We start from the raw sequence: 22558 nt of genomic DNA, 5'->3' as shown, positions 1-22558 counted from the left end.
ATCGCGGCGCAGCCTGGCACAATCAAATTCGGCGGCACCTCGACCACCATAGCCGGCGCGGCAGCATCCGCCAAAGCGGCGATGGTCGGGGTCGCGAACAAGGTCCGCACATCGCCCTGCAACCCGGCGCCGCGCATGCGTTCGATCAGCGACACCGCCAGCAGCGAGTGGCCGCCAAGTTCAAAGAAATTGTCATGAATGCCAACCTTGTCCAGCTTGAGCACCTGGGCCCAGATGGCAGCAATGCGCTCCTCCGTCATAGTGCGTGGCGCCGTGTAACCAGTCTCGGTGCGCGTCAGCTCTGGCGCAGGAAGGGCGCCACGGTCAATTTTTCCATTCGATGTCAGGGGAACATGATCAATTCCGATGAAATGTCCCGGGACCATGAAGCTAGGGAGCGTTTCCAGCAGCATGTTGCGTAGCGTGGCTGCATCGAAGGCGGGCGCTCCTTCCTGCATCAGCACATAGGCCACGAGACGTTTGTCGTCCGGGCTGTCTCCATGGGTAATGACAATCGCCTGGCGGATGCCAGGACAAGCCGCAAGTTGCGCCTCGATCTCGCCCGGCTCGATCCGGAAACCACGGATCTTGACCTGGAAGTCGTTACGGCCTAGATATTCGATGGTACCGTCAGGGCGGTAGCGCGCCAGGTCGCCCGTCTTGTATAGGCGGGCCTTCGGAGCGTCACTGAATGGGTCAGCGATGAAGCGTTCAGCGGTCAGCTCTGGACGGTTCAAATAGCCGCGCGCCACGCCGGCGCCGCCGATATATATTTCGCCAGGGAAGCCAAGCGGGACTGGCTGCAGATATTGGTCCAGCAAGTAGATGTCTGTATTGGCGATTGGACGACCGATGGGAACCTCGCTGCCACTTAACTGGGAGGCGACCGCGTCATGCACAATGCACCCGACGACTGTCTCGGTGGGACCGTACTCGTTAACAATGCGTATGGCCGGATCGATGCTATTCCAAAGCGCGACTGTTTCGCGTGGCAGGGCCTCACCGCCGACCACAAATACGTCGACCGAAGACTGCAGGCCTACCTGCTGCAACCGCTCCCCCAACTGCTTCAGGTGCGAAGGGGTAATCTTCACCAAGCCATGGCTGCCCGGCTTTGCCAGCAGCGCTTCCAGGTCAATCAACTCGCTGCCATCGGGAATGAGCGTTGCGACACCACCACTGAGCAGCGGCAAATAGAGACTAGTGATCGTAGCGTCAAACGAAATAGACGAAGAAACGAGGGCGTTGCGTCTGCCTCGCGCAGCATACTCGGACAGTGCCCACTGGAGATAATTGAGGAAGCCAGCATGCTCAATCATGACGCCCTTGGGCAAACCGGTCGACCCCGATGTGTAAATGACATACGCCAGATCGCTGGCGGTAAGACCTAGCGCAGAGGTATCGGGATTGACCTCGCTCTGCGCTGCCAAGCGGTCGAGCAGCAATACAGGGCGTGTGGACACCGCACTGCCCGACCGAGCAAGCGTGTCGAGCATCGAAGACTGCGTAAGGATAGCGACCGGCGCACTGTCGTTCACCATATGTGACAGGCGCTCAGCGGGATAGGTCGGGTCCAGCGGGACATAGGCAGCCCCGGCTTTGAGAACGCCCAGTAGTCCAATTACCAGGTCAGGGTCACGTCCGGCGCAGATCGCGACCCGGTCATTCGGGCGCACGTTGTAAGCCAGCAGGGTATGAGCGACCTGGTTAGCACGTCGATTCAACTCGCCATAACTGAGGCGGCGTCCTTGAAACACCAGCGCCGGCGCATCCGGATCGGCCGCAGCCCACTCCTCGAACAACTGATGCACCAAGCGCCCCTGCGGATAGGCCTGGGCGGTCTGATTCCATTGATTGAGCAAGGTATCGCGTTCGGCGCCATGTATGAGCGGGATGGCAAATACGGGCGAATCGGCATGGTGGACCAGCTCCTGCAACAGAAACGCGAAATTGCGCTGAATCCTTTCCGCCTCGTCGCGCTCAAAAACCGCCGTGTTGTAGTTGAAGTCGACGGTAATCTCTTCTTTCGCATGGTGGTCGCGGAAAATAAGAGCCAGCGGCGTCTGGTCGAAACCGGTGTCCATGGCGTTAATGATTGCCGGCGCATCTCCCAGCATCATGTCAGCGCGGAACCCCATGAAACACATGCTGACATCGAACATGTGGCTACGGCCCGAACGGCCTAGCTTTACGCCACGATTGACTTCGGCGATCGGAAAACGCTGGTGACGGTAGCAACGACGCAATTCAGCGGTAATGTCTGCAACAAACTCCTTGAGCGACACTGCCAGATTAACCTTAATACCAACAGGAATAATTGATGAAAACATGCCGAACGTCTGCTTGTGACTGGCAGTCGCACGATTATGCATTGCATAGCCGATGACTACTTCGTCCGCCTCGCTACTGCGCGCAAAATAAAGAGCGAGTGCAGCCAGGATCAGTGTTGGTGCAGAGGAACCCACGTCAACGGCAAATGCAGCGAGGCGATCAAACTGGGAGCGAGAAATTGCCCAACGTACGCGACCACTTGGCGCAATCTGGCTCTGAGACAAGCCGCGCTTGCGTTCAAACAGCGGTGGTGGCAAGAGCGGAAAACGCTCGCGCCAGAACTGCATGTCATTGTGGTAACGCTTGGAGCACAAATAGTGACGATCTTCAGCGACAAAATCAAGATATGACGGCCCTTGAGGCTGCACCGTACTGCGGTCGGACAACAATCGATTATAGGCGTCAGCAAAGGTCCGCGCTACCAGGATAAAACCATAATAATCAGTCATCAGGTGGTGATGACTATGCAGGCAGTAGCCCGTGTCGGCGTCGACACGCACAAACACGGTATCCCAGATTAGTCCACCATCGAGCTTAAATGGCCTGTTTAATGCCGCCTGCAGATGCTCGCGCGCAAGTTCGTTGGCGTTGGGCTGGCCGCTCAGGTCGATGAAACGCAACTTGATTGCCACCGACGGCAGAACGGTCTGCCGAGGAAACCCATCCTCGACGCTAAAGATGAGGCGTAGCCCATCGTTGCTGTTGGCCACCTGGTTGATTGCCTGCTCCAGGAGATTGGTGTCGATGTCCCCCCGCGTTTCCCAAACGAACCCGATGTTGTAATAAACGGACTCCGGATTCAATATTTGGTCGAACCAGACCATGTCTTGCGCGGACGATAAGGGGTGCATCTTGGTTTCATTCTCTGGAAGCAAAGCCACGACAAATCCTTTGTTAAATGCAATATCTGTTCGAAGACGCGAAGAAACGCCGCCGCGCCAGTGACGGGAATGGAAGAACCGCTGCGAGAGAGCGGAAAGCGTGAATCACGTTGGGACGGCGCACCTATTCAGGGCGACGTATCGCAACATACGCATTCGCTCCAAACGGCGGAAAACAGGTGGCCTTGGTTATGCCCGTTTGGATGCGAATTTTGACCGCAGGCGCATGCGAAGCATCGCGCCAAACGTCATGTCGCCGGGATAGGGGTCGTGCACGCCATGCCAGGCTGGCCCACCGATACGGTCGAGCAGTAGCTTGTTGACGTGAATAAAATCTGAAGGGTCTGCGGTCGAACAAAGCTTCAGATATGCTGCTTCCACTTTTTCAGCAGAGGAGGGATCATGTTTGCGGAATACCTTTGGCAAGATATCCATATTATATGTTTCGTTTTTTTCGTGACGAAGGATCGCCAAATACAAGGTGGTGTAAACGTTATATGCGTGGTGCGCCATACTAAATGCGTCCTGGACTTGTGATAGCTTGACCAGTTGCGAGGATACATATGTCCGGAAATAGGTAAGGAATATTGGAGCCATCGGAGGCCGAGGCTTGGCAATCGATATGCGCGTGGTTTCCTGCAGCTTTTTGAACGTCTTTTCACATCCGGCGACGAGCACCCCTTCGAGCACGGCCGCATGATAAACAAATCGTCCATCCCGGGTAAGTCGTTGCATTGCCTTTTGGAACGACTCCTCCGTATAAACGAAGGCTTCGACCCTCAGCCCTTTGTGAATAATACGCTGCATCTCGCACATCTTTCCGGCTGAGAACTTTGGAAGAATCACAAATACATCCAGATCAGAAAACCACTTCTGTTCATTTCTAGAATAGGATCCAAAGCAGAAAGCGCAAATGGCTTCCGGGAATCGCGTAGCGACAAAGTCACGTACCGTCTGAACTGCCTCCTCCCTCGATGGAATTGTTCCCTGTGGTGCAATGCCTGGGTATGCAACGTCAAGAATGCTATTAATCATTTAATCAGTTCATGAAAACAGTTGAAAAGCCTGGTTCAAGCCGCAACACAGGGATAGAGTTAGGGCTGATGTCGACCAGTGGAGGGAAGCATGCAACGTTATGGTGCTTGCTCCAGATGACTCCTCAGGTCTCAAACGCGGCGCAGATCAGCGGATCTCTTCCGACTCTACAGGCGCGGGACGACACATCCCCGAGTTATTTCATCGAAAGAACACCTGTAAACATGAAGGAAGAGGGAGGAGGTGACGCGAGATACTTCCAGATGACGAATGTCTCATAATTTTTCCAGCATGGCACATACGTAAATTTCTCAAAAATGTCGATAAATTGGTTGACTAATTTTTATTGAGTAAAAATATTTAGAATTATGAAAGCACCACTGCGCGGCAAAGAACCGCGACACTCAATCGATCCCCTTTATTGGTCCTAGACCAAAAAAAATATCGAAGCTATTTGCCCAACGTAATTCAATTATGCCCAACAAATAAAATCAGCAAGAGTACGCAGATGTTCCAGGCATACGTTAGCCGACCAGAAACGATGACTGGAATTCGTTTCAGAGCGGCTGAGTATATCAGGGCAAAATGCGTGTAAAACTCACCAATAATAACCAATCGACCACACGCCAAACTTTTCCCCCAAAAAAAATCCGCACGGGGTAGAAATAGCTTCCCACATCTCGTCATCGCCGCAAATAGTTTCAGCGCAGTTCGGAATAATGATGAAAGTCCCTGCCGACGACACCGTCACAGGGATTTTCTCCAAAACGTTATATGCGCCCTAGTCACAGCCAAAGAGAAATTTTCAGTTAAAGTGCAAGACGCCTGCTAATTTCTTCCTCGTTTGTATTGCACTAAGACCAGGCAATCAATGCTTAATGACTATCTCGAGGCCTGACGATCAAAGCGGGCGTAAGGTTGCAAGTGGTAACTTGTATAGCGATGCTCAGTCATTGACATCATCCTTTTCGAGAAGAGCCATGAGCTCCTCCGCAGTCATGGAATCGAGCTGGTCCTCCAAGTCTTCTTTTTCTTGCCCCAAGAAATGCGCGAACTGAAGTTCTGTGACATGTTCAGCAAGAGCCGCAAGTTGCGGTTTGTCAAAGACTGACCGGACGGGCACATGCACATGGAACTCCTCCTGAAGGCGAAGAACTAGCTGCATCGCCAGCAGAGAGTGGCCGCCAAGTTCAAAGAAGTGATCGCGGCGCCCTACCTGCCCCACGTGCAACAAGTTGATCCAGATCGAGGCGATCGCTATTTCAACGAGCCCAGTTGGCTCATCGTAGGCTTTGCTCACGATGGCTGCATGGTCGGGCGCAGGTAAGGCTCGGCGATCGAGCTTGCCATTAGGCGTGCGGGGGAAGGCATCGAGAAACATGAACGCATTTGGCACCATATAGTGCGGCAACACAGCCGACAACTGGGTGCGCAGTTCACCTACCGGCAAACTGATACCATCCTGCCCAATCAAGTAGGCAACCAAATGCATGTCGCCCGGCTGGTCCGCTATACGTTCGCGTGCAACAACAACCGCCTGATGTACACCTGGGACGTCGATCAGCCTAGCTTCGATTTCGCCAAGTTCAATGCGTAGGCCACGAATCTTGACTTGCGAGTCGTTACGCCCCAGGAATTCGAGATTACCGTCAGGAAGATACCGCGCCAGATCGCCAGTTCTGTATAAGCGCCCGCCCGCTTCGGTATCAAATGGGTCGCTGATGAAACATTCGCTGGTCAGTTCTGGGCGGTTCAAATAACCACGCGCCAACCCCGCGCCACCGATATAGAGCTGGCCGATGACACCGAGCGGAACCGGTTGCAGCTGGCGATCCAGAAGGTAGATGCGCGTATTGGCAATCGGCCGTCCTATCGGCTCAGTTAGTGTAGCGGGGCAGCGCTCGGTGACCTGCATGCAGGTGGACCAGATTGTCGTCTCCGTCGGGCCATATAAATTCCAGACTTGACCGACATGTCCGGCAAGTCGCTGCGACAGCTCGACCGTCATCGCTTCACCGCCACAGAGGGCCCGAAGCCTGCTATTGCCCAACCAGCCATTCGCAAGAAGCAAGGTCCAGGTCGCTGGTGTGGCCTGCATGACGGTGACTCCGTAGTCGTCGATTGCCGCTTGCAAACGGGATGGATCAGATGCAGCAGACGCATCCAGAAGGACGATCCTGGCACCAGTCATGAGCGGTAAATACAACTCGAGGCCAGCAATATCAAAAGACAAAGTTGTGACCGCCAGCAACGTATCTTCGGAGGAAATGCCCGGCACGATCGACATCGACTGCAGGAAATTCACAACCGAACCATGCTCTACCATGACTCCCTTAGGCTGGCCTGTTGACCCTGAGGTATAGATAACGTAGGCGAGTTTTTCCGGCGTCAATATTGACGCACACAGATCCGGATTGGTATCAGCAGACGCAGGCATTTCATCCAGCAGCAGCATAGGCATTGCAACGCTGCCGACCGGCCCAAGTGCTTCGCATACTGCAGTCTGGGTCAGAACAGCTTTGGGTGCACTGTCGGCGAGCATATACGCCAAACGCTCAGCCGGATAAGCCGGGTCGAGCGGCACATAGGCAGCACCCGCCTTGAGCACGCCGAGCACGCCGGCCACCATCTCGGGACTACGCCCGACGCACAGGGCAACACGGTCGTCCGGCCTGATGCCAAGGGCGAGCAGCGTGTGGGCGACTCTATTGGCACGGCGGTTCAGTTCGTTGTAACTCAGCAGGTGCCCCTCAAACACCAATGCTATCGCATCGGGCTGTGCGGCTGCCCGTGCTTCAAACAGCTGATGGATCAGCAAATCTTGTGGATATTCGACCGTTGTATCGTTGAAGTCGACCAGCAACTGCTTCTGCTGTGGGGCCGACAACAGCGGCAGTTCGCTGATGAGTGTCCGCTCGTCTGTCACCATCGCCGTCAGTAACACCTGGAAATGCTGCAGCAGGCGTTCGACGGTACCCTGATCAAACAGGTCGCTCGCATATTCGAGGCGACCGACGATGCCACCGTCCGCTTCAGCAAGCGACAGAGACAAATCGTAGTGAGCAGTGGTATGGACCGTCGCGATTCCCGACAGAGTGAGGCCCGGCAGTGACATGGGCTCCATGTCTGGCGTGTTGAGCAACATTAGCATGGCCTGGAAAATCGGGCTGTGCCCAAGGCTACGGGCGGGATTGACCAATTCGACGACCTGTTCAAACGGGATATCCTGATGCGCATGCGCTTCCAACGTGGTCGCTTTGACCTGCTCGATCAGCGCAGCCACGCTCGGATTGTTCTCGAGCTTGACGCGCAGCGCGAGCGTATTAACGAAAAACCCGATCAGCGGCTCGACTTCGCTGCGCTGGCGATTCGCGAACGGCGTGCCGATCACCACATCATCCTGCCCGCTCATGCGCGCGAGCAGGGCCGACCAACCCGCCAGCAGTGTCATAAACAGGGTCGCGCCATGACGTTGGCCTAGAGCGCGCAAGCCTGCAGTCAGTTCGGCCGAGAGCGTCACCGCGACGGTGTTGCCGGCATGGCTCTGCATCGAAGGACGTGAGCGATCGGTCGGCATTTCCAGCAGCGCCGGCGCACCAGCCAAGTGATGGTACCAAAAATCAGCCTGCTGCTGAAGCGCCTGGCCTTGCATGCGCTCGCGCTGCCAGGCCGCATAATCAGCATACTGGATCACCAGTGCCGGCAACGGATCAGGCAGTTGTTGGGTGAACGCAGTGTATAGCACGGCGAATTCGCGCACCAGAATACCGATGGACCAGCCATCAGTGACAATATGGTGCTGCGTGACCAGAAGCACATGATTGTCTTTCCCAAGGCATAACAGGCGACCGCGGATCATCGGACCCGCGGGCAACTCGAATGCTGTACGTGCCTCTTTGCTGGCAAGGCTTGACACGGCCTCTCTCTGCTCACTCTCGCCCAACGCGCTCAAGTCATGCTCGACAAGCACAAACCCGCACTCTGGCGGTGCGATGCATTGTGTCGGCTGACCCTCGACCTGCACGAACGTGGTACGTAACGCCTCATGGCGAGCAACGACGCGGTTCAATGCAGCTATCAGGGCGTCACGATCGAGCTTGCCCTGAAGCCGCAGTCCAGAAGCCAAGTGGTAGGCCGCGCTGGCGGCGTGATCAAACTGGTCGAGGAACCAAAGACGCTGCTGGGCAAACGATAATGGCAACGGTTTGCTGCGCTCGGCCAAAGGAATTGCTGTCGCAATTTCCGGGGTTATCATATCAACAATTTTTGCCAGCCCTGACAGCGTCGGATTCGCAAACACATCACGTATTGCAAGCTCAATTCCCATTTCAGCACGCAAGCGCGAGGCAAACTGCACAGCAAGCAGCGAATGTCCGCCAAGATCAAAGAAATGATCATGCCGGCCGACATCGGTCAGCTTGAGGAGTTCCTCCCAAATCGTAGCAATGGCTTTTTCCGAGGTGCCAAGTGGCGCTTCGTATGCCATTGCCACAATGGCCGATCGATCGGGCACAGGCAGCGCCAGACGATCGAGCTTCCCATTAGGGGTAAGCGGAAATACATCAAGAGTAACGAAAACACTGGGCACCATGTAGTGCGGTAGCAGGATCGACAGTTGCGCGCGCAATTTTGCTGGTGATAGCGTCTGGCCCTCATGCGCTACCAGATAGGCCACGAGCCGCTTGTCGACAGACTGGCTGGCCAAATCATCTGTCATGGCGATCACCGCCGTGTCGCGCACCCCATCACAGGCGGCTAATGCTGTTTCGATTTCGCCGAGCTCAATGCGGAAGCCGCGAATCTTGACTTGGAAGTCATTGCGACCCAGGTATTCGATATTTCCGTCTGGCAAATAACGCGCCAGGTCACCCGTCTTATACAGCCGCGCGCCGGCATTGTTGCTCAACGGGTCGGCAATGAAACGCTCTTCGCTCAGGACTGGCTGATTTAAGTAGCCACGCGCCACCCCTATGCCGCCAATATAGACCTCGCCTGCTACGCCCAGCGGAACCACCTGCAGATTGCTGTTCAGGAGATAGATCCGGGTGTTCGCGATCGGACGCCCGACCGGTACACTATGGCGGTCAGTGATCCTGCATGGATATTGGGATACGCAGACGGTGGCCTCAGTCGGCCCATAGGCATTAAAGAGATTGCACCGCGCCGCCCAGCGGTTCGCCAATGCCGGGGGAAGCGCCTCGCCACCGACTACCACGGTGCCAAGCTTGTCGAGCTGAGCGTCACACGGCAGCGCCGCCAGCGCCGCCATCGGCAAGCTGATATGCGTAATGTCATATCGGCGCAAGGTTTGTACGAGCGGGGCACCTGGCAACAGTGCTTCCGGCGTCGCCATATACAAGCTGGCACCGCTACACAAGGCCATGCCAATTTCGGAAATGCTGACGTCAAAGCTAACCGAGACGAATTGCAGGACGCGACTATCCGCGGTAACCGAAAGAAGGGGTATCTGTGCGGCGACAAGATTGCTCAATCCAGCATGTTCGACCATGACGCCTTTCGGCACCCCAGTCGAGCCGGAGGTATAGATGACGTAGGCCAGATGGCGTGCCGTTAATCCGAGCGCGACCGGGTCTGGATTGGTATCGCCATACGCATCCAGGTCGTCAAGCGATAGCACCGGCAGCGTGCCAGTGCTATCGAGCCGCGCAACGGTGTCCTGCAGGGCACGTTGCGTCAGCACCGCCACGGGTGCGCTGTCGGTCAGCATGTGGGTCAGCCGTTCGGCCGGGTAGGCAGGATCAAGCGGAACATAGGCAGCGCCCGCTTTCAGCACACCGAGCAGCCCCACCACCATCTCAAGGCTGCGCTCGGCGCACAGCGCAACACGGTCATCCGGACGCACGCCGAGCGAGAGCAGCGCATGGGCGACGCCGTTAGCACGCCGATTCAGTTCGCCATAGCTCAGACTAGTGTCCTCGAATACGAGCGCGACGGCATCCGGTTGCGCGGCCACCTGCGCTTCGAACAGCTCATGGATCAGCAAATCTTGCGGATACTTGACCTCGGTATCGTTGAAACCAACCAGCAACTGCTCCTGTTGGCTGGCAGACAGCAGCGGCAGTTCACTTACCCGCGTCTGTTCGTTTTCCACCATGCCCGTTAGGAGTACATTCAAATGCTGAGCCAGGCGCTCGACGGTGCTGTGATCAAACAAATCACTTGCATACTCGAGTCGTCCCGTGAGCACATCGTCCACTTCCGTCAGCGACAGCGACACATCGAATCGGGCGGTCGTATGTGCCGTCGCGATGCCCGACAAGGTCAGGTCCGGCAGCGAGACGGGCCCCGTGTCGGGCGTGTTCTGCAGCACTAGCATGGTTTGAAAGACCGGGCTATGGCTAAGGCCGCGTGTAGGATTGATCATTGCGACCACCTGTTCGAACGGAATGTCCTGATGGGCATGCGCGTCTAGTGCGACGTCCTTGACCTGTTCGATCAGTGCCGCCACGGTCGGGTCATTATCGAGCTTGACGCGCAGCGCGAGCGTATTGACGAAAAAGCCGATCAGTGGCTCAACTTCGCTGCGCTGGCGGTTCGCGAATGGCGTGCCGACGACGACGTCGTCCTGCCCGCTCATACGTGCGAGCAGGGCCGACCAGCCTGCCAGGAGGGTCATGAACAGGGTCGCGCCATGAAGCTGGCTGAGCAGACGCAACCCGGCGGTCAGTTGGGCGCTAAGAGACATCGGGACCGTGTTGCCGGCATGGCTCTGTATGGCCGGACGCGGGCGGTCCGTTGGCATTTCCAGCAGCGCCGGCGCGCCGGCAAGATGCTGGCGCCAGAAGTCGCCCTGTCGTTGCAGCGCCTCGCCCTGCATGCGCTCACGCTGCCAGACTGCATAATCGGCATACTGGATCGCCAATACCGGTAATGGGTCTGGCTGCCGCCGGGTGAATGCCGTATACAAGGAGGCGAATTCGCGCACCAGGATGCCCAAAGACCATCCATCCGAAACGATGTGATGCTGGGTAACCAGCAGAACGTGATGATCCTGGCTGAGGCGCAATAGCCGTCCGCGGATCAGCGGACCGGCGGCAAGATCGAACGGCATGCACGCCTCATCAGTACTGATGCGCGCCACCGCTGCTTGTTGTTCATGTCCCGCCAGCATGCTCAGATCTTGCTCTAACAACGAAAATCCGCAATCGGCCGGCGCGAACATCTGTACCGGCTGGCCATCGATGGTGGCAAACGCTGTGCGCAGGCTTTCATGGCGGGCAACGATACGGTCGAGTGCCGACTGCAAGGCGCTGTGGTCCAGGCAACCCTGCAGCCGCAAGCCTGCCGGCATATGGTAAGCAGCATGGCCAAGCTGGTCGAGCACCCAAAGGCGTTGCTGGGCGAACGACAGCGGCAGCGGGGTGCGCCGATCAGCCAACCCGATTACCGGTAGTGCCGATGGCCCGGAGGCACCTAGCTGCTGCGCTAGATCAGCCAAGGCTGGGTATGCAAACAGATCGCGCAGCGGCAGGTCGATGCCAAGATCTTTGCGCAGGCACGAGGCGAACCGCACTGCCAGCAACGAATGGCCACCCAACTCGAAGAAGTTGTCGCGGCGCCCTACTTGATCCAGTCGCAGGAGATCCTGCCAGATGGTGGCGATGGCAGTCTCTAGGTTCCCTCGCGGGGCCTCATAGGTCCGGTTCGCCACAGCCCACTGACCAGGTGCGGGCAGAGCGCGGCGGTCTAGCTTGCCGTTTGACATGAGTGGGAAAGCAGCCATAGTAACGAAGGCGCTCGGTAGCATGTAGTCCGGCAACAGCACCGACAGGGCGTCTCGCAAGTCGGTCGCCGTCGGCGAGGCACCGTCCTGGACGACCAGATAGGCCACCAAACGCACTTCGTCCGGCTCCGCAAGATCGAGGTCCCGTGCAATAACGACGGCGTCACGGATGCCCGGGCAAGCCATCAGTCTCGTCTCGATTTCACCGAGCTCGATACGATGACCGCGGATCTTGACTTGAAAATCTTTTCTGCCAACTAAATGAAAATTGCCATCTGCAAGGACGGTCGCCAAGTCACCCGTCTTGTACAGGATATCGTCCGTTCCTGTGGTGAACGGATTCCGGATGAAAGCCTGACGGTTCAACGCGTCCTGTCCGTGGTAACCCAGGCTACGGTAAGGCGTGCGAATATATATTTCACCGATTTCGCCAGCTTGGCATGGATCAAGATTATCGTTAAGCAAAATAGCCTGCGCGCCGGGGATTGGTCGGCCAACGGGGATGAAGCTGTCGGTGGTGATCCGGCTCGGTACCAGGTAGAAGAACTTGGCCAGGGTGGTTTCCGTGGGTCCGTACAGATTGACCAACTGTATGCGCGCACCGAACAGGGCTATCCACTGGTTTACCATCGCAGGACTCAACGGCTCTCCAGCCAACAACGCCCATTGCAGCGTCGGGAGTCTCTCGCCCCCCAGGTCTGGGCCGAACAGGAGTTTGAAGAGCGACGGCACGCAGTGCATGAGAGTAATACGTGCTTGTTCAAGCCAGGACAGCAGCGCCGCATTGTCGAAGACTTCAGTTGACGGTGGAATGCATACCGTGCCGCCGGAGCACAGACCGGCGAAAATGTCGCGCAGGTAGACATCGAAGGTCGGTGTCGTTAGCTGACTGATGCGCGAAGATTTGTCAAGATTGAAAGCGCTGATCTCCCATTGAACGAAATGTGCAAGACCATTGCTGCGGCCAACCACTGCTTTTGGCGTGCCTGTGGAACCGGAGGTGAAATAGATGTAACACGGGGCGTCTGGTGACACCGCGACTTGCACTGCACACTTGCTGACCGAAGCAAGGGAGTCGACGGCCGCGCCGTTGCGGGTGCAGGTAGCCGGTAGCATCGCTCTATCTCCATCATCGAGCGCCAGGATGTGGGCAACACTGGTGTCGCCCACCAGAAGCGGAGCCAGCCGATCGAGGCAGAGCGTGTCGGTCACGACAAAGCGCGGCGAAACGAGGCCGAAAAGCGTGCGCAAGCGTTGCTCGGGGTGCTGGATATTGGCCGACGCGAATACACAGCCGGCCTTGAGTACGCCAAGGGTAGCCACAATTTGCGCCACCGGGTCCTGCAGCAGCAATACAACGATAGCACCAACACTGGCCCCGTGGCCAAGCAACCAGTTGGCCACTTGGTTAGCACGGAGGTCCAGCTCACCATAGCTGAGTTGGACGTCGCGCCATTCGATGGCGACATGCCCAGGATCCTGAGCGGTAATCCGCCCAAACATCGCCATGACATGATCGAATGGCAGGGCGAGCTTCAAGTCGGCATCGGACAAGTCCGTAAATCCAGGTTGCACCTGATCCCAGGCAGCCAAGATACGTTGCTTATCCTCTGCCGCGAGGGTGCTCGGAAGCGCCAGGAAATCGAAATTTCCCGGAACGAGTTCGGGATCGTGTGCAACCTGTTCGAGCAGGTGCGCATATTGACCAAAGATATGCTCAATCGTTTCCGGCTTGAAGCAGGCGGTACGGTAATGGCAATCGAAGCTGATTTCGTCGCCAGATTGACGTGCATACAGGTTTAGGTCGAACTTGACTTCGCTGTCGAGTGACCGGTGGCCGCGTTGTGGACAGGCCTGGGAGCCATCGAAATACGAAGCATCAGGTTCGCCAAGCGCTTGGAAATTCATGAACACGGATGAGATGGGGAAACGTCCCAGATCACGAGGTACGTGCAATTCATCGAGCAACTTTTCGAACGGATAGCTCTGATGCTCCAATGCCGCCAGTGTCGATTCCCTGACCTGCTCGACAATCCGGGAAAAAGATGCCGTATTGTCAATGCGATTGCGCAACATCACCGTATTGATGAAGCAACCAATTAGTTCCCGGGTATCTGGATGTTCGCGCCCCGCTACAGGCATCCCGATAATAAGGTCAGATTGCCGGGTAAGCTTGGACAGCAAGGCCAAGAAGCCGGACATCAGTACCATGAAGGCAGTGGCGTTGCGCGCGGCACCGAGAGCCTGTAACCCCTTCGAAACGTTGGCGGAAACGCAAAACGAGTACGACGCCCCCTGATGGTGTAGATGGCTCACTGGCGGATAGTCATACGGAAGGTCGAGCCTAGGCACCTTACCTCCCAGATTGGCGTGCCAGAACAAATGACTACCCTGGCGATCCATGTCGAGCATCGCTTGCTGCCACGCTGCGAAATCGACGTAACGGATCGGCAATCGGGCCAACGGATCGGCCTGCCCTTTTTGATAAGCGGCGATCAAGGCCAGTGCCTCCCGCTTGAGAATCTCGAACGATGCGCCATCCGCAATAATGTGGTGCATGTTCCACAGCAGCGTCATGCTGCCGTCAACGCGTTTGGCAATGGTAGCGCGAAATAGCGGGCCAGTTTCAAGGTCAAACGGACGCAAGGCATGCTCATGCATTAAGGCGGACAGGGAGTCGTCGCATGCGACCTTGACCACAGGTAGCTCGAAAGGCATCTCTTCAAGAACGATCTGCGCAGGAATGCCATCCACTGGTATAAATACCGTGCGCAGAGAGGCTTGGCGTTCGACCAGTTTGCGCACGACACGCTGCAGCAGCATCGGAGACACTTCCGATGGCAGTTCCACGGCACCGGGCATGTGGTAGGCGGTACTGTGCGGGTTGATTTGCTGGAAGATCCACAGCCTTAGCTGCGGATGCGACAGGTTGTAACGCGGTGCAGACGGCAGTGCCGGGATAGCCAGGTACGCATCGGTCTCAGCTTCTGCGATCCGCTCGGCCAGCGCCGCAATGCTTGGATTGGAAAAAAACGCGGCAAGCGGCAGGGCAACGTCAAACTGTTGGTGTAGTTTAGCAATCAGTTGAACAGCCAGCAGCGAGTGTCCGCCCAGCTCAAAGAAATTGTCCTGGCGTCCCACCTGGGTCAATTTCAGCAGCGCGCTCCAGGTTGCGGCTATCTTTGTCTCCAGTTCCCCGTGCGGTGGCTCATACGCACGCGTCACCATCGACGAGGCATCCGGCGCGGGTAGGGCGCGACGATCCAATTTCCCACTGGAATTGAGCGGGAATGCATCAAGCGCGACAAATGCTGCTGGAATCATATGCTGTGGCAACACGGACATGAGCTCGCCACGCAAATTTGCCGGTGCCAAGATCACGCTGTCTTGCGCAATCACGTACGCTACCAGACGCTTCTCACCAGGCTGATCGTCGCGTCCATCTTCCATGGCAACGACAATAGCTTCGCGTACCCCCGCGCAACTGCGTAGTTTGGATTCGATTTCGCCCAGTTCGATGCGAAAACCCCGGATCTTGACCTGAAAATCATTGCGCCCTACGTATTCAATGTTGCCATCCGGCAACCATCGCCCGATGTCACCAGTTTTATACATGCGTGCGCGGACACCGCTGTTAAACGGATCGGCCAGGAAACGCTCTGCAGTGAGTGCGGGCCGTCCAAGGTAGCCCCGCGCCACGCCCGCACCGCCGATGTACAACTCCCCAGTGACGCCAACTGGTACCGGCTGGCGTGCGCCGTCCAGGATGTAAACCTGCATATTGTCGATCGGGCGGCCGATCGTGGGCGATGCGCCGGCCTCGCGGATACTACAGAGCGTCGCATCGACCGTCGTTTCGGTCGGACCATACATATTAAAGAAACGTGTGGTCGTCGAACCTCTGAGTTTCGTCCACATAGCAGTATCGATCACGTCAGCACCAACCAGAATACAGGGCGGACGATAGCGGGGATGATCGAGCAGGCCCGCGGCCAGCAGCGCCGATAGCTGCAGCGGGGTACAATCGAACGATTCGATCTGGTTCGCTTCCAGGTATGCAAGCATGGCCGCACCATCGGCGCGAATGCCCTGGGGAATCACATATACGCAACGGCCCGAGAGCAACTGTACGATGCCTTTGAGCGAAGCGTCAAAAGCAAATGACGAGTTCAGTGCGACACGCGAAGGTTTGTGTTGACCGTATGCGGTATGTTCCAGTACGTGCCAGAAATTGACTGGGGATCGATGCTCGACCGCCACACCCTTCGCGTCGCCGGTCGAACCAGAGGTATACATGACGTAGGCCAAATGGTGCGCGCCGAGTCCCAGTGCGACGGGGTCGGGATTGTGCACGGGCAAGCCGGACCAAGGCTGATGCCCGCCGTCGAGAGTCAGTACTGGCATCGCGGACTGAGGCAAGCTGCTTATCAACGCCTGCTGGCTAAGCATCGCGGCCGGTGCGCTGTCACCCAGTATGTAGGCAAGCCGCTCGGGCGGATTGTTTGGATCAAGCGGTAAATAAGCGGCACCTGCCTTCAAAATACCGAAGAGGCCAACCATCATCTCGATGCTGCGCTCGACACATAGAGCGACCAAATTGTCTGGCTTGATACCCAAGCCGATCAGGTAATGTGCCACCTGGTTGGCGCGCTGATTTAGCTCTGCGTAGCTCAGACTTTTGTCTTCGTACACTACCGCTGGCGCATCTGGATGCGCAGCAGCCTGGACTTCGAATAGCGCGTGAAGCAGCTGCATATCCGGGTAGCCGACGGCCGTGTCATTGAACTGCTCCAATACCTGGGACCGATGTGAAGCGGACAGCAGCGGCAATTCGCTCACGGCTCTTTGCTGATCCTCCACCATACCTTCGAGTAACACCTGAAAGTATTGAACCGTACGCTCGATGGTGCCGTGATCAAACAGGTCGGTCGCGTACTCAAGCCGGCCGACAAGTACATCGTCAACTTCTGCCAACGTTAGCGACAAGTCGAAGTGAGCGGTCGTCTGAACCGATTCGAGTCCCGAAAGGCTCAAGCCTGGCAGCGATAAAGGACCGCTATCCGGTGTATTTTGCAACACCAGCATGGCTTGAAAAATCGGGCTATGACTGAGGCTGCGAGCAGGATTGACGAGTTCTACCACCTGTTCGAACGGGATGTCCTGGTGCGCATGCGCCTCGAGTGTGGCGGCCTTGACCTGCGCAATTAGCGCACTCACGCTCAGGTCGTTTTCGAACTTGACGCGCAGCGCGAGCGTATTGACGAAAAAGCCAATCAACGGCTCGACTTCACTACGTTGGCGGTTCGCAAACGGCGTGCCGACCACAATGTCGTCTTGCCCGCTCATACGCGCAAGCAGGGCCGACCAACCGGCTAGCAGAGTCATGAACAAAGTCGCGCCATGGCGTTGACCAAGTGCGCGCATGCTCGCTGTCAATTCAGCGGACAATACCACCGGGACGGTGCTACCGGCATGGCTCTGCACCGCTGGGCGCGGACGGTCGGCTGGCATTGCCAGCAACGCCGGCGCTTCGGCGAGGTGCAGGCGCCAGTAATCCACCTGCCGCTGCAAGGCCTCGCCTTGCAGCCACTCGCGCTGCCAGGCAGCATAGTCGACGTACTGGAGTGCCAATACCGGTAACGGATCCGGCAGTTGCTGGGTAAACGCCGTATACAGCGCGGCAAACTCACGCACAAGGTTGCCGATGGACCAGCCGTCGGAGACAATATGATGCTGTGTCACCAACAAAACATGATCGTCCTTCCCCAGATGCAAAAGGCGACCGCGGATCAGGGGGCCGGTCGCGAGATCGAACGGCGTGAGGGCTTCGTCCGCACTCATGCGTCCAAGAGCGGCTTTCTGTTCGTTTCCTGACAAGGCGCTCAAATCATGTTCAGTCAGGGAAAAGCCGGATTCGGCGGCGGCAATCACTTGCATGGGCTGGCCGCCGACACTGACAAATTGTGTCCGCAGACTTTCATGGCGACCGATAATGCGATCGAGCGCCGCCTGCAATGCACCACGGTCCAGGCTACCCTGGAGGCGCAGGCTGGCAGGCATGTGGTACACCACGCTAGCAGCATGATCGAGTTGGTCAAGAAACCAGAGACGTTGCTGTGCAAACGACAGGGGCAAGGCCTGATTGCGGTCTGCCGGGCGGATGTTCGACAGGAGCGATGGTGCCGCATCTTGTACAACCTGGCTTAAGGCCGACACGGTCGGATGATCAAACAGTTCGCGCAAGCTGAGTTCGATACCAAGTTCAAGGCGCAGGCGCGATACCAGTTTCACGGCCAGCAGGGAATGCCCGCCAAGCTCAAAGAAATGGTCATGACGGCCGACCCGCTCCAGACAAAGCAGATCCTGCCAGATTGCCGCGACGGTAATCTCGGCGGTACCTTGAGGCGCTTCGTATGAGGTACTTAGCATAGCCAGCTGGTCGGGCACGGGCAGGGCGCGGCGGTCGAGTTTACCGTTTGCGGTGACCGGGAAAGCATCCAGGAAGACGAAAGCGCTTGGCACCATGTATTGGGGCACCAAGCGCGACAGCTCGGCGCGCAGTACTGCGACGGAAGGGGCAGCGCCCTGCTGGACGAGCAAATAGGCTACCAGGCGCGCGTCTCCTGGCTGATCGCTAGCATCGCCACGCGCAATGACGATCGCTTCCCGTACGCCTGGACAGGCCTGGATGTGGGATTCAATTTCCCCCAGTTCGATACGCAGGCCGCGGATCTTCACCTGGAAGTCATTGCGGCCCAAATATTCAATATTTCCATCAGGCAAGTAACGACAGAGGTCTCCCGTCTTGTACATGCGACTTTCCGGATCATTGCTGAAAGGATCAGCAATGAAGCGCGCGGCAGTCAGCTCTGGACGGTTCAGGTAACCGCGGCCAACGGCAACACCGGCGATATGAAGTTCCCCGGCAACGCCCAGCGGAACCAATTGCAACTCATCATCGAGCAGGTAGATACGAGTATTCGCAATTGGGCGACCAATCGGCACCATGCCAGCAAACAGATCGGGGTGGCAGCGCCAATACGTGACGTCGATCGCCGCCTCCGTGGGACCGTAGAGGTTATGCAACTCCACACCCGGATAAACCAGTTCAAAACGCTTCTGCACGTTGTAGGGTAACGCCTCGCCACTGCATAGCACGCGGCGCAGGGTGGAGTGCGGAACGGTACGATCCTGCGCCAGGAATGCTGACAGCATGGACGGCACGAAATGCAGGGTTGTAACCCCCTGATCATCGATGATCTGGCTCAGGTAAAGCGGATTCTGATGCCCTTCAGGACTGGCGATGACGAGGCGTGCGCCGGCGAGCAGAGGCAGGAAGAATTCCCAGACGGAGACGTCAAAGCTGTATGGGGTCTTTTGCAGTACGCGATCACTGCTATCGAGCCGGTACTCGCCTTGCGCCCACAGCAAGCGGTTCACCACGCCGTCATGTTGATTCATCGCCCCCTTGGGCATACCAGTCGAGCCGGAGGTATAGATGACGTAGGCCAGATGGCGTGCCGTCAATCCGAGCGCGACCGGGTCCGGATTCGTATCGCCATACGCATCCAGGTCGTCGAGCGATAGCAGCGGCAGCGTGCCAGTGCTGTCGAGCCGCGCAACGGTGTCCTGCAGGGCGCGTTGCGTCAGCACCGCCACGGGTGCGCTGTCGGTCAGCATGTGGATCAGCCGTTCGGCAGGGTAGGCAGGATCAAGCGGAACATAGGCAGCGCCCGCTTTCAGCACACCGAGCAGCCCCACCACCATCTCAAGGCTGCGCTCGGCGCACAGCGCAACACGGTCATCCGGACGCACGCCGAGCGAGAGCAGCGCATGGGCGACGCCGTTAGCACGCCGATTCAGTTCGCCATAGCTCAGGCTAGCGTCCTCGAATACGAGCGCGACGGCATCCGGTTGCGCGGCCACCTGCGCTTCGAACAGCTCATGGATCAGCAAATCTTGCGGATACTTGACCTCGGTATCGTTGAAGCCAACCAGCAACAGGTGTTTTTCATCTTCCGGCAGGATGCTCTGCTGGCGTACAGGCTGCGTGCATTGCTGCTCAAGCGCGTCGACAAGTCTTTCGATGGCCTGGGCCAGGTATGCCGCGATACGCTCCGAATTCACTCCGGGCACGCATTGCACTTTAAGGCTGAAGCCCTTTCCAAAATCGTCCACCGATACCGTCACCGGGTAATTAGTGCGCTCTTCGCCACCGACGGAACGCATGCCAGCCCATTCGAATCCATCGCCGGCTGACTCCGCGCCGTCTGGGCTCGACGCGCTATGCCGGTAATTCAGGATGCTTGTGAACAACGGCATTCCTCTCTCAACGGCGCTGCAGCGCTGTGCCAAGGACAAGGACGCCTGTTCGTGAGCGAGCAGGGCACTCAGATCGCGATACGTTGCCGCGACCAGATGCCGCGCATCCTGCTCATGCAGGGAAATTCGGATCGGCAGCGTATTGATAAACATACCGAAAGTACGGTCCGCCCCCTGCGAGCCCTGCATACGGCCAGACACGACTGTACCGAAGACCACCTCGTCACGACCACAAAGTTGCGCCAGGACCTGCGCCCATGCCGCGTGGAACAGTACGCCCGAAGTAACGCCCTCTTGGATAGCAGCGGTCCGGATACGATATGCCGTCGCATCATCAAGCGTTAGCGTCGCCTCCACCACTTGCGCCCCATCAGCGGCGACCTCCAAAATGCCATACGGTGCGGTAGCTTCATCGACCTGGCCAAGCTGCTCCTTGAAATAATCGCTGTGGTGCGACTCGGGAACAGACAAAATTTGTGCAATAAAATTTCGATACGGCAACGGTGCCGGCAAGCTACTCGCGCGACCGTCAAGGATGGTCTTGATTTCATCGAGGATAAGGGCTAGCGTCACATGATCGGCGATCAGATGATGATAGAGCAGGGACAGGTAGACTTCACCGGCCAGTGGAGCTTGCGCAATATACGCCTTCAATAGAGGCGCTTGCGCAAGATCGAGGCGGACCTGGCGCGAATCGGTGCGCTCGATTATCTGCTGACGCGTATTCCCGTCCGCTGCCACGAGCAGCTCTTCGACCGGCAGCGCGACTTGCCGAAGCACGACTTGCACTGCCTGTGGCAAATCCGCCCATTGAACCATACTGCGCAAAATATCGTGACGGTCTATCACCTTTTGCAATGCGCAGACAAATTGGTCGAGCCGCTCCCGTTTTTCAAAAACAAAAACTGATCGCGTCAAATATGCATCGCCCGTACTTTGCATCAAATGGTGAAACAGTATACCTTCCTGCAACGGGGAGAGTGGATAGATGTCTTGCACATTTGACGCCCCACCCGGCACAGCGTGCACCACGCGATCGATTTCAGCCTGGGATAGCTGCACGAGCGGCAGCATCTCGGGGGTGATTCTTGTCGTCGCTGTCCGATAAGCTGACGAATTACCCAAGTCCGTCTCCACGTCCCCCTGCGCTTCCTGCTTTGCGCTGCAAATCTCCAGTAGCGCCTGTTTATGCTCCCTGAGAAGGGCGGCAAGCTTCGCATCCATCGTACCTTGAGGTGCGCGAACGACTAGTTCTCCATTTTTTGCACTGACAGCGATGTTCTTCTTTTGCAGGAAAACTAGAAACTCATTCGTGTTCATATAAAAATTCCTCAATAACCGGGGGACTGAATAGATTCGGGATGATTTGTAGCGAAAGTCGGTGGTCAAACACCGACATGACAGGCGGAATGCACCATTACGACAGCAGTGAAGGAGAGCGTGGCCCCATCATTGATTCCGAGCGGCAATATTTTCGATTCTCGGCATCCACAGTGAAATTCATTTTTTTTAGGCAAACCAGAAAATAATTCATACTCATATAAAAATTCTCAATAACTAGACGCTTAATCGAGTCAGATGACTTGCAGCGCAGTTTTTCAGTCAACTGCGGCAATGACATGCGTTTTTTCTACCACAGACGTGAGGCGCAACGCCATCGCGGTCCTGTGGCAGGTGCGCATTCATAACCGAGATTCCTATTTGCTTCAACGCAGCCTCATATACTCCTGAGGAGGTGAAGCTAAGTGGAGTGAAAAAGGGACACAGCCGCAAGTGGCTTCCGTACATATGAACTGGAAATATTCCCGCTCATATGCCTCCTCCAAAGAGGCAATACCTCTGGATCGGAAAGCACAGCTATGTCGCTTAACATAGGAAGCCATCATCTTGGATGGCACCGTTGGGATAAGCGCCAGACGTTACGCCTATCCCGGTGTAACAAGGGACAGCAAGCGCCTAGCGCGTTGGACGAGCGGCCTGAAATGCACTTCTGCGATATTGACGGATCTCGTATATCAAACAATGGCTGAATCATCGTGCGGCTTGCTTCTTTGGTTAAGGACAGTCATTGCATGCCTGCCTCTTCGAAAAGCAGGCCATAGCGCCAATTACGCGGCTAGAGACTTTAATTGCATAATTATCTAATTATCTATGCTTTCTTTTTTTTTGGCAACAGTCAAACACGTTATATCCTCCCTACTACAATTGATACTATCTGGTGTGATGTGCAACCCTGCAATAGGAA

3 protein-coding genes are annotated in these 22558 nt (G+C 56.8%); all 3 read right to left on the bottom strand.

Going from position 1 to position 22558, the window contains the following annotated elements; all coding sequences use genetic code 11:
- On the bottom strand, positions 1 to 3212 hold a 3212-nt coding region (locus AC1RJW_RS29015; RefSeq protein WP_493047999.1), incomplete at its 3' end, for a non-ribosomal peptide synthetase.
- A 189-nt stretch (positions 3213 to 3401) separates the two neighbouring features.
- Positions 3402 to 4247 (bottom strand): nucleotidyltransferase domain-containing protein, encoded by an 846-nt coding sequence (locus tag AC1RJW_RS29010; protein ID WP_493047998.1) that lies wholly within the window; start codon positions 4245 to 4247, stop codon positions 3402 to 3404.
- A 946-nt stretch (positions 4248 to 5193) separates the two neighbouring features.
- Positions 5194 to 21633 carry a non-ribosomal peptide synthase/polyketide synthase gene (locus tag AC1RJW_RS29005; protein WP_493047997.1) on the bottom strand — a complete coding sequence of 5480 codons (16440 nt, stop codon included), beginning with the start codon at positions 21631 to 21633 and terminating at the stop codon, positions 5194 to 5196.
- Between the last annotated feature and the right edge of the window lie 925 nt (positions 21634 to 22558).

It is taken from the genome of Janthinobacterium sp. GW822-FHT07A03, from assembly GCF_058798815.1.
The sequence above is the reverse complement of the archived record's forward strand: the minus strand, read 5'-3'. Positions and strand labels throughout refer to the sequence as shown.

What these genes read in the sequence shown, in the direction of transcription:
- AC1RJW_RS29010 (WP_493047998.1), bottom strand. Translation starts at nt 4,247, where the DNA reads ATGATTAATAGCATTCTTGACGTTGCATACCCAGGCATTGCACCACAG.
- AC1RJW_RS29005 (WP_493047997.1), bottom strand. Translation starts at nt 21,633, where the DNA reads ATGAACACGAATGAGTTTCTAGTTTTCCTGCAAAAGAAGAACATCGCT.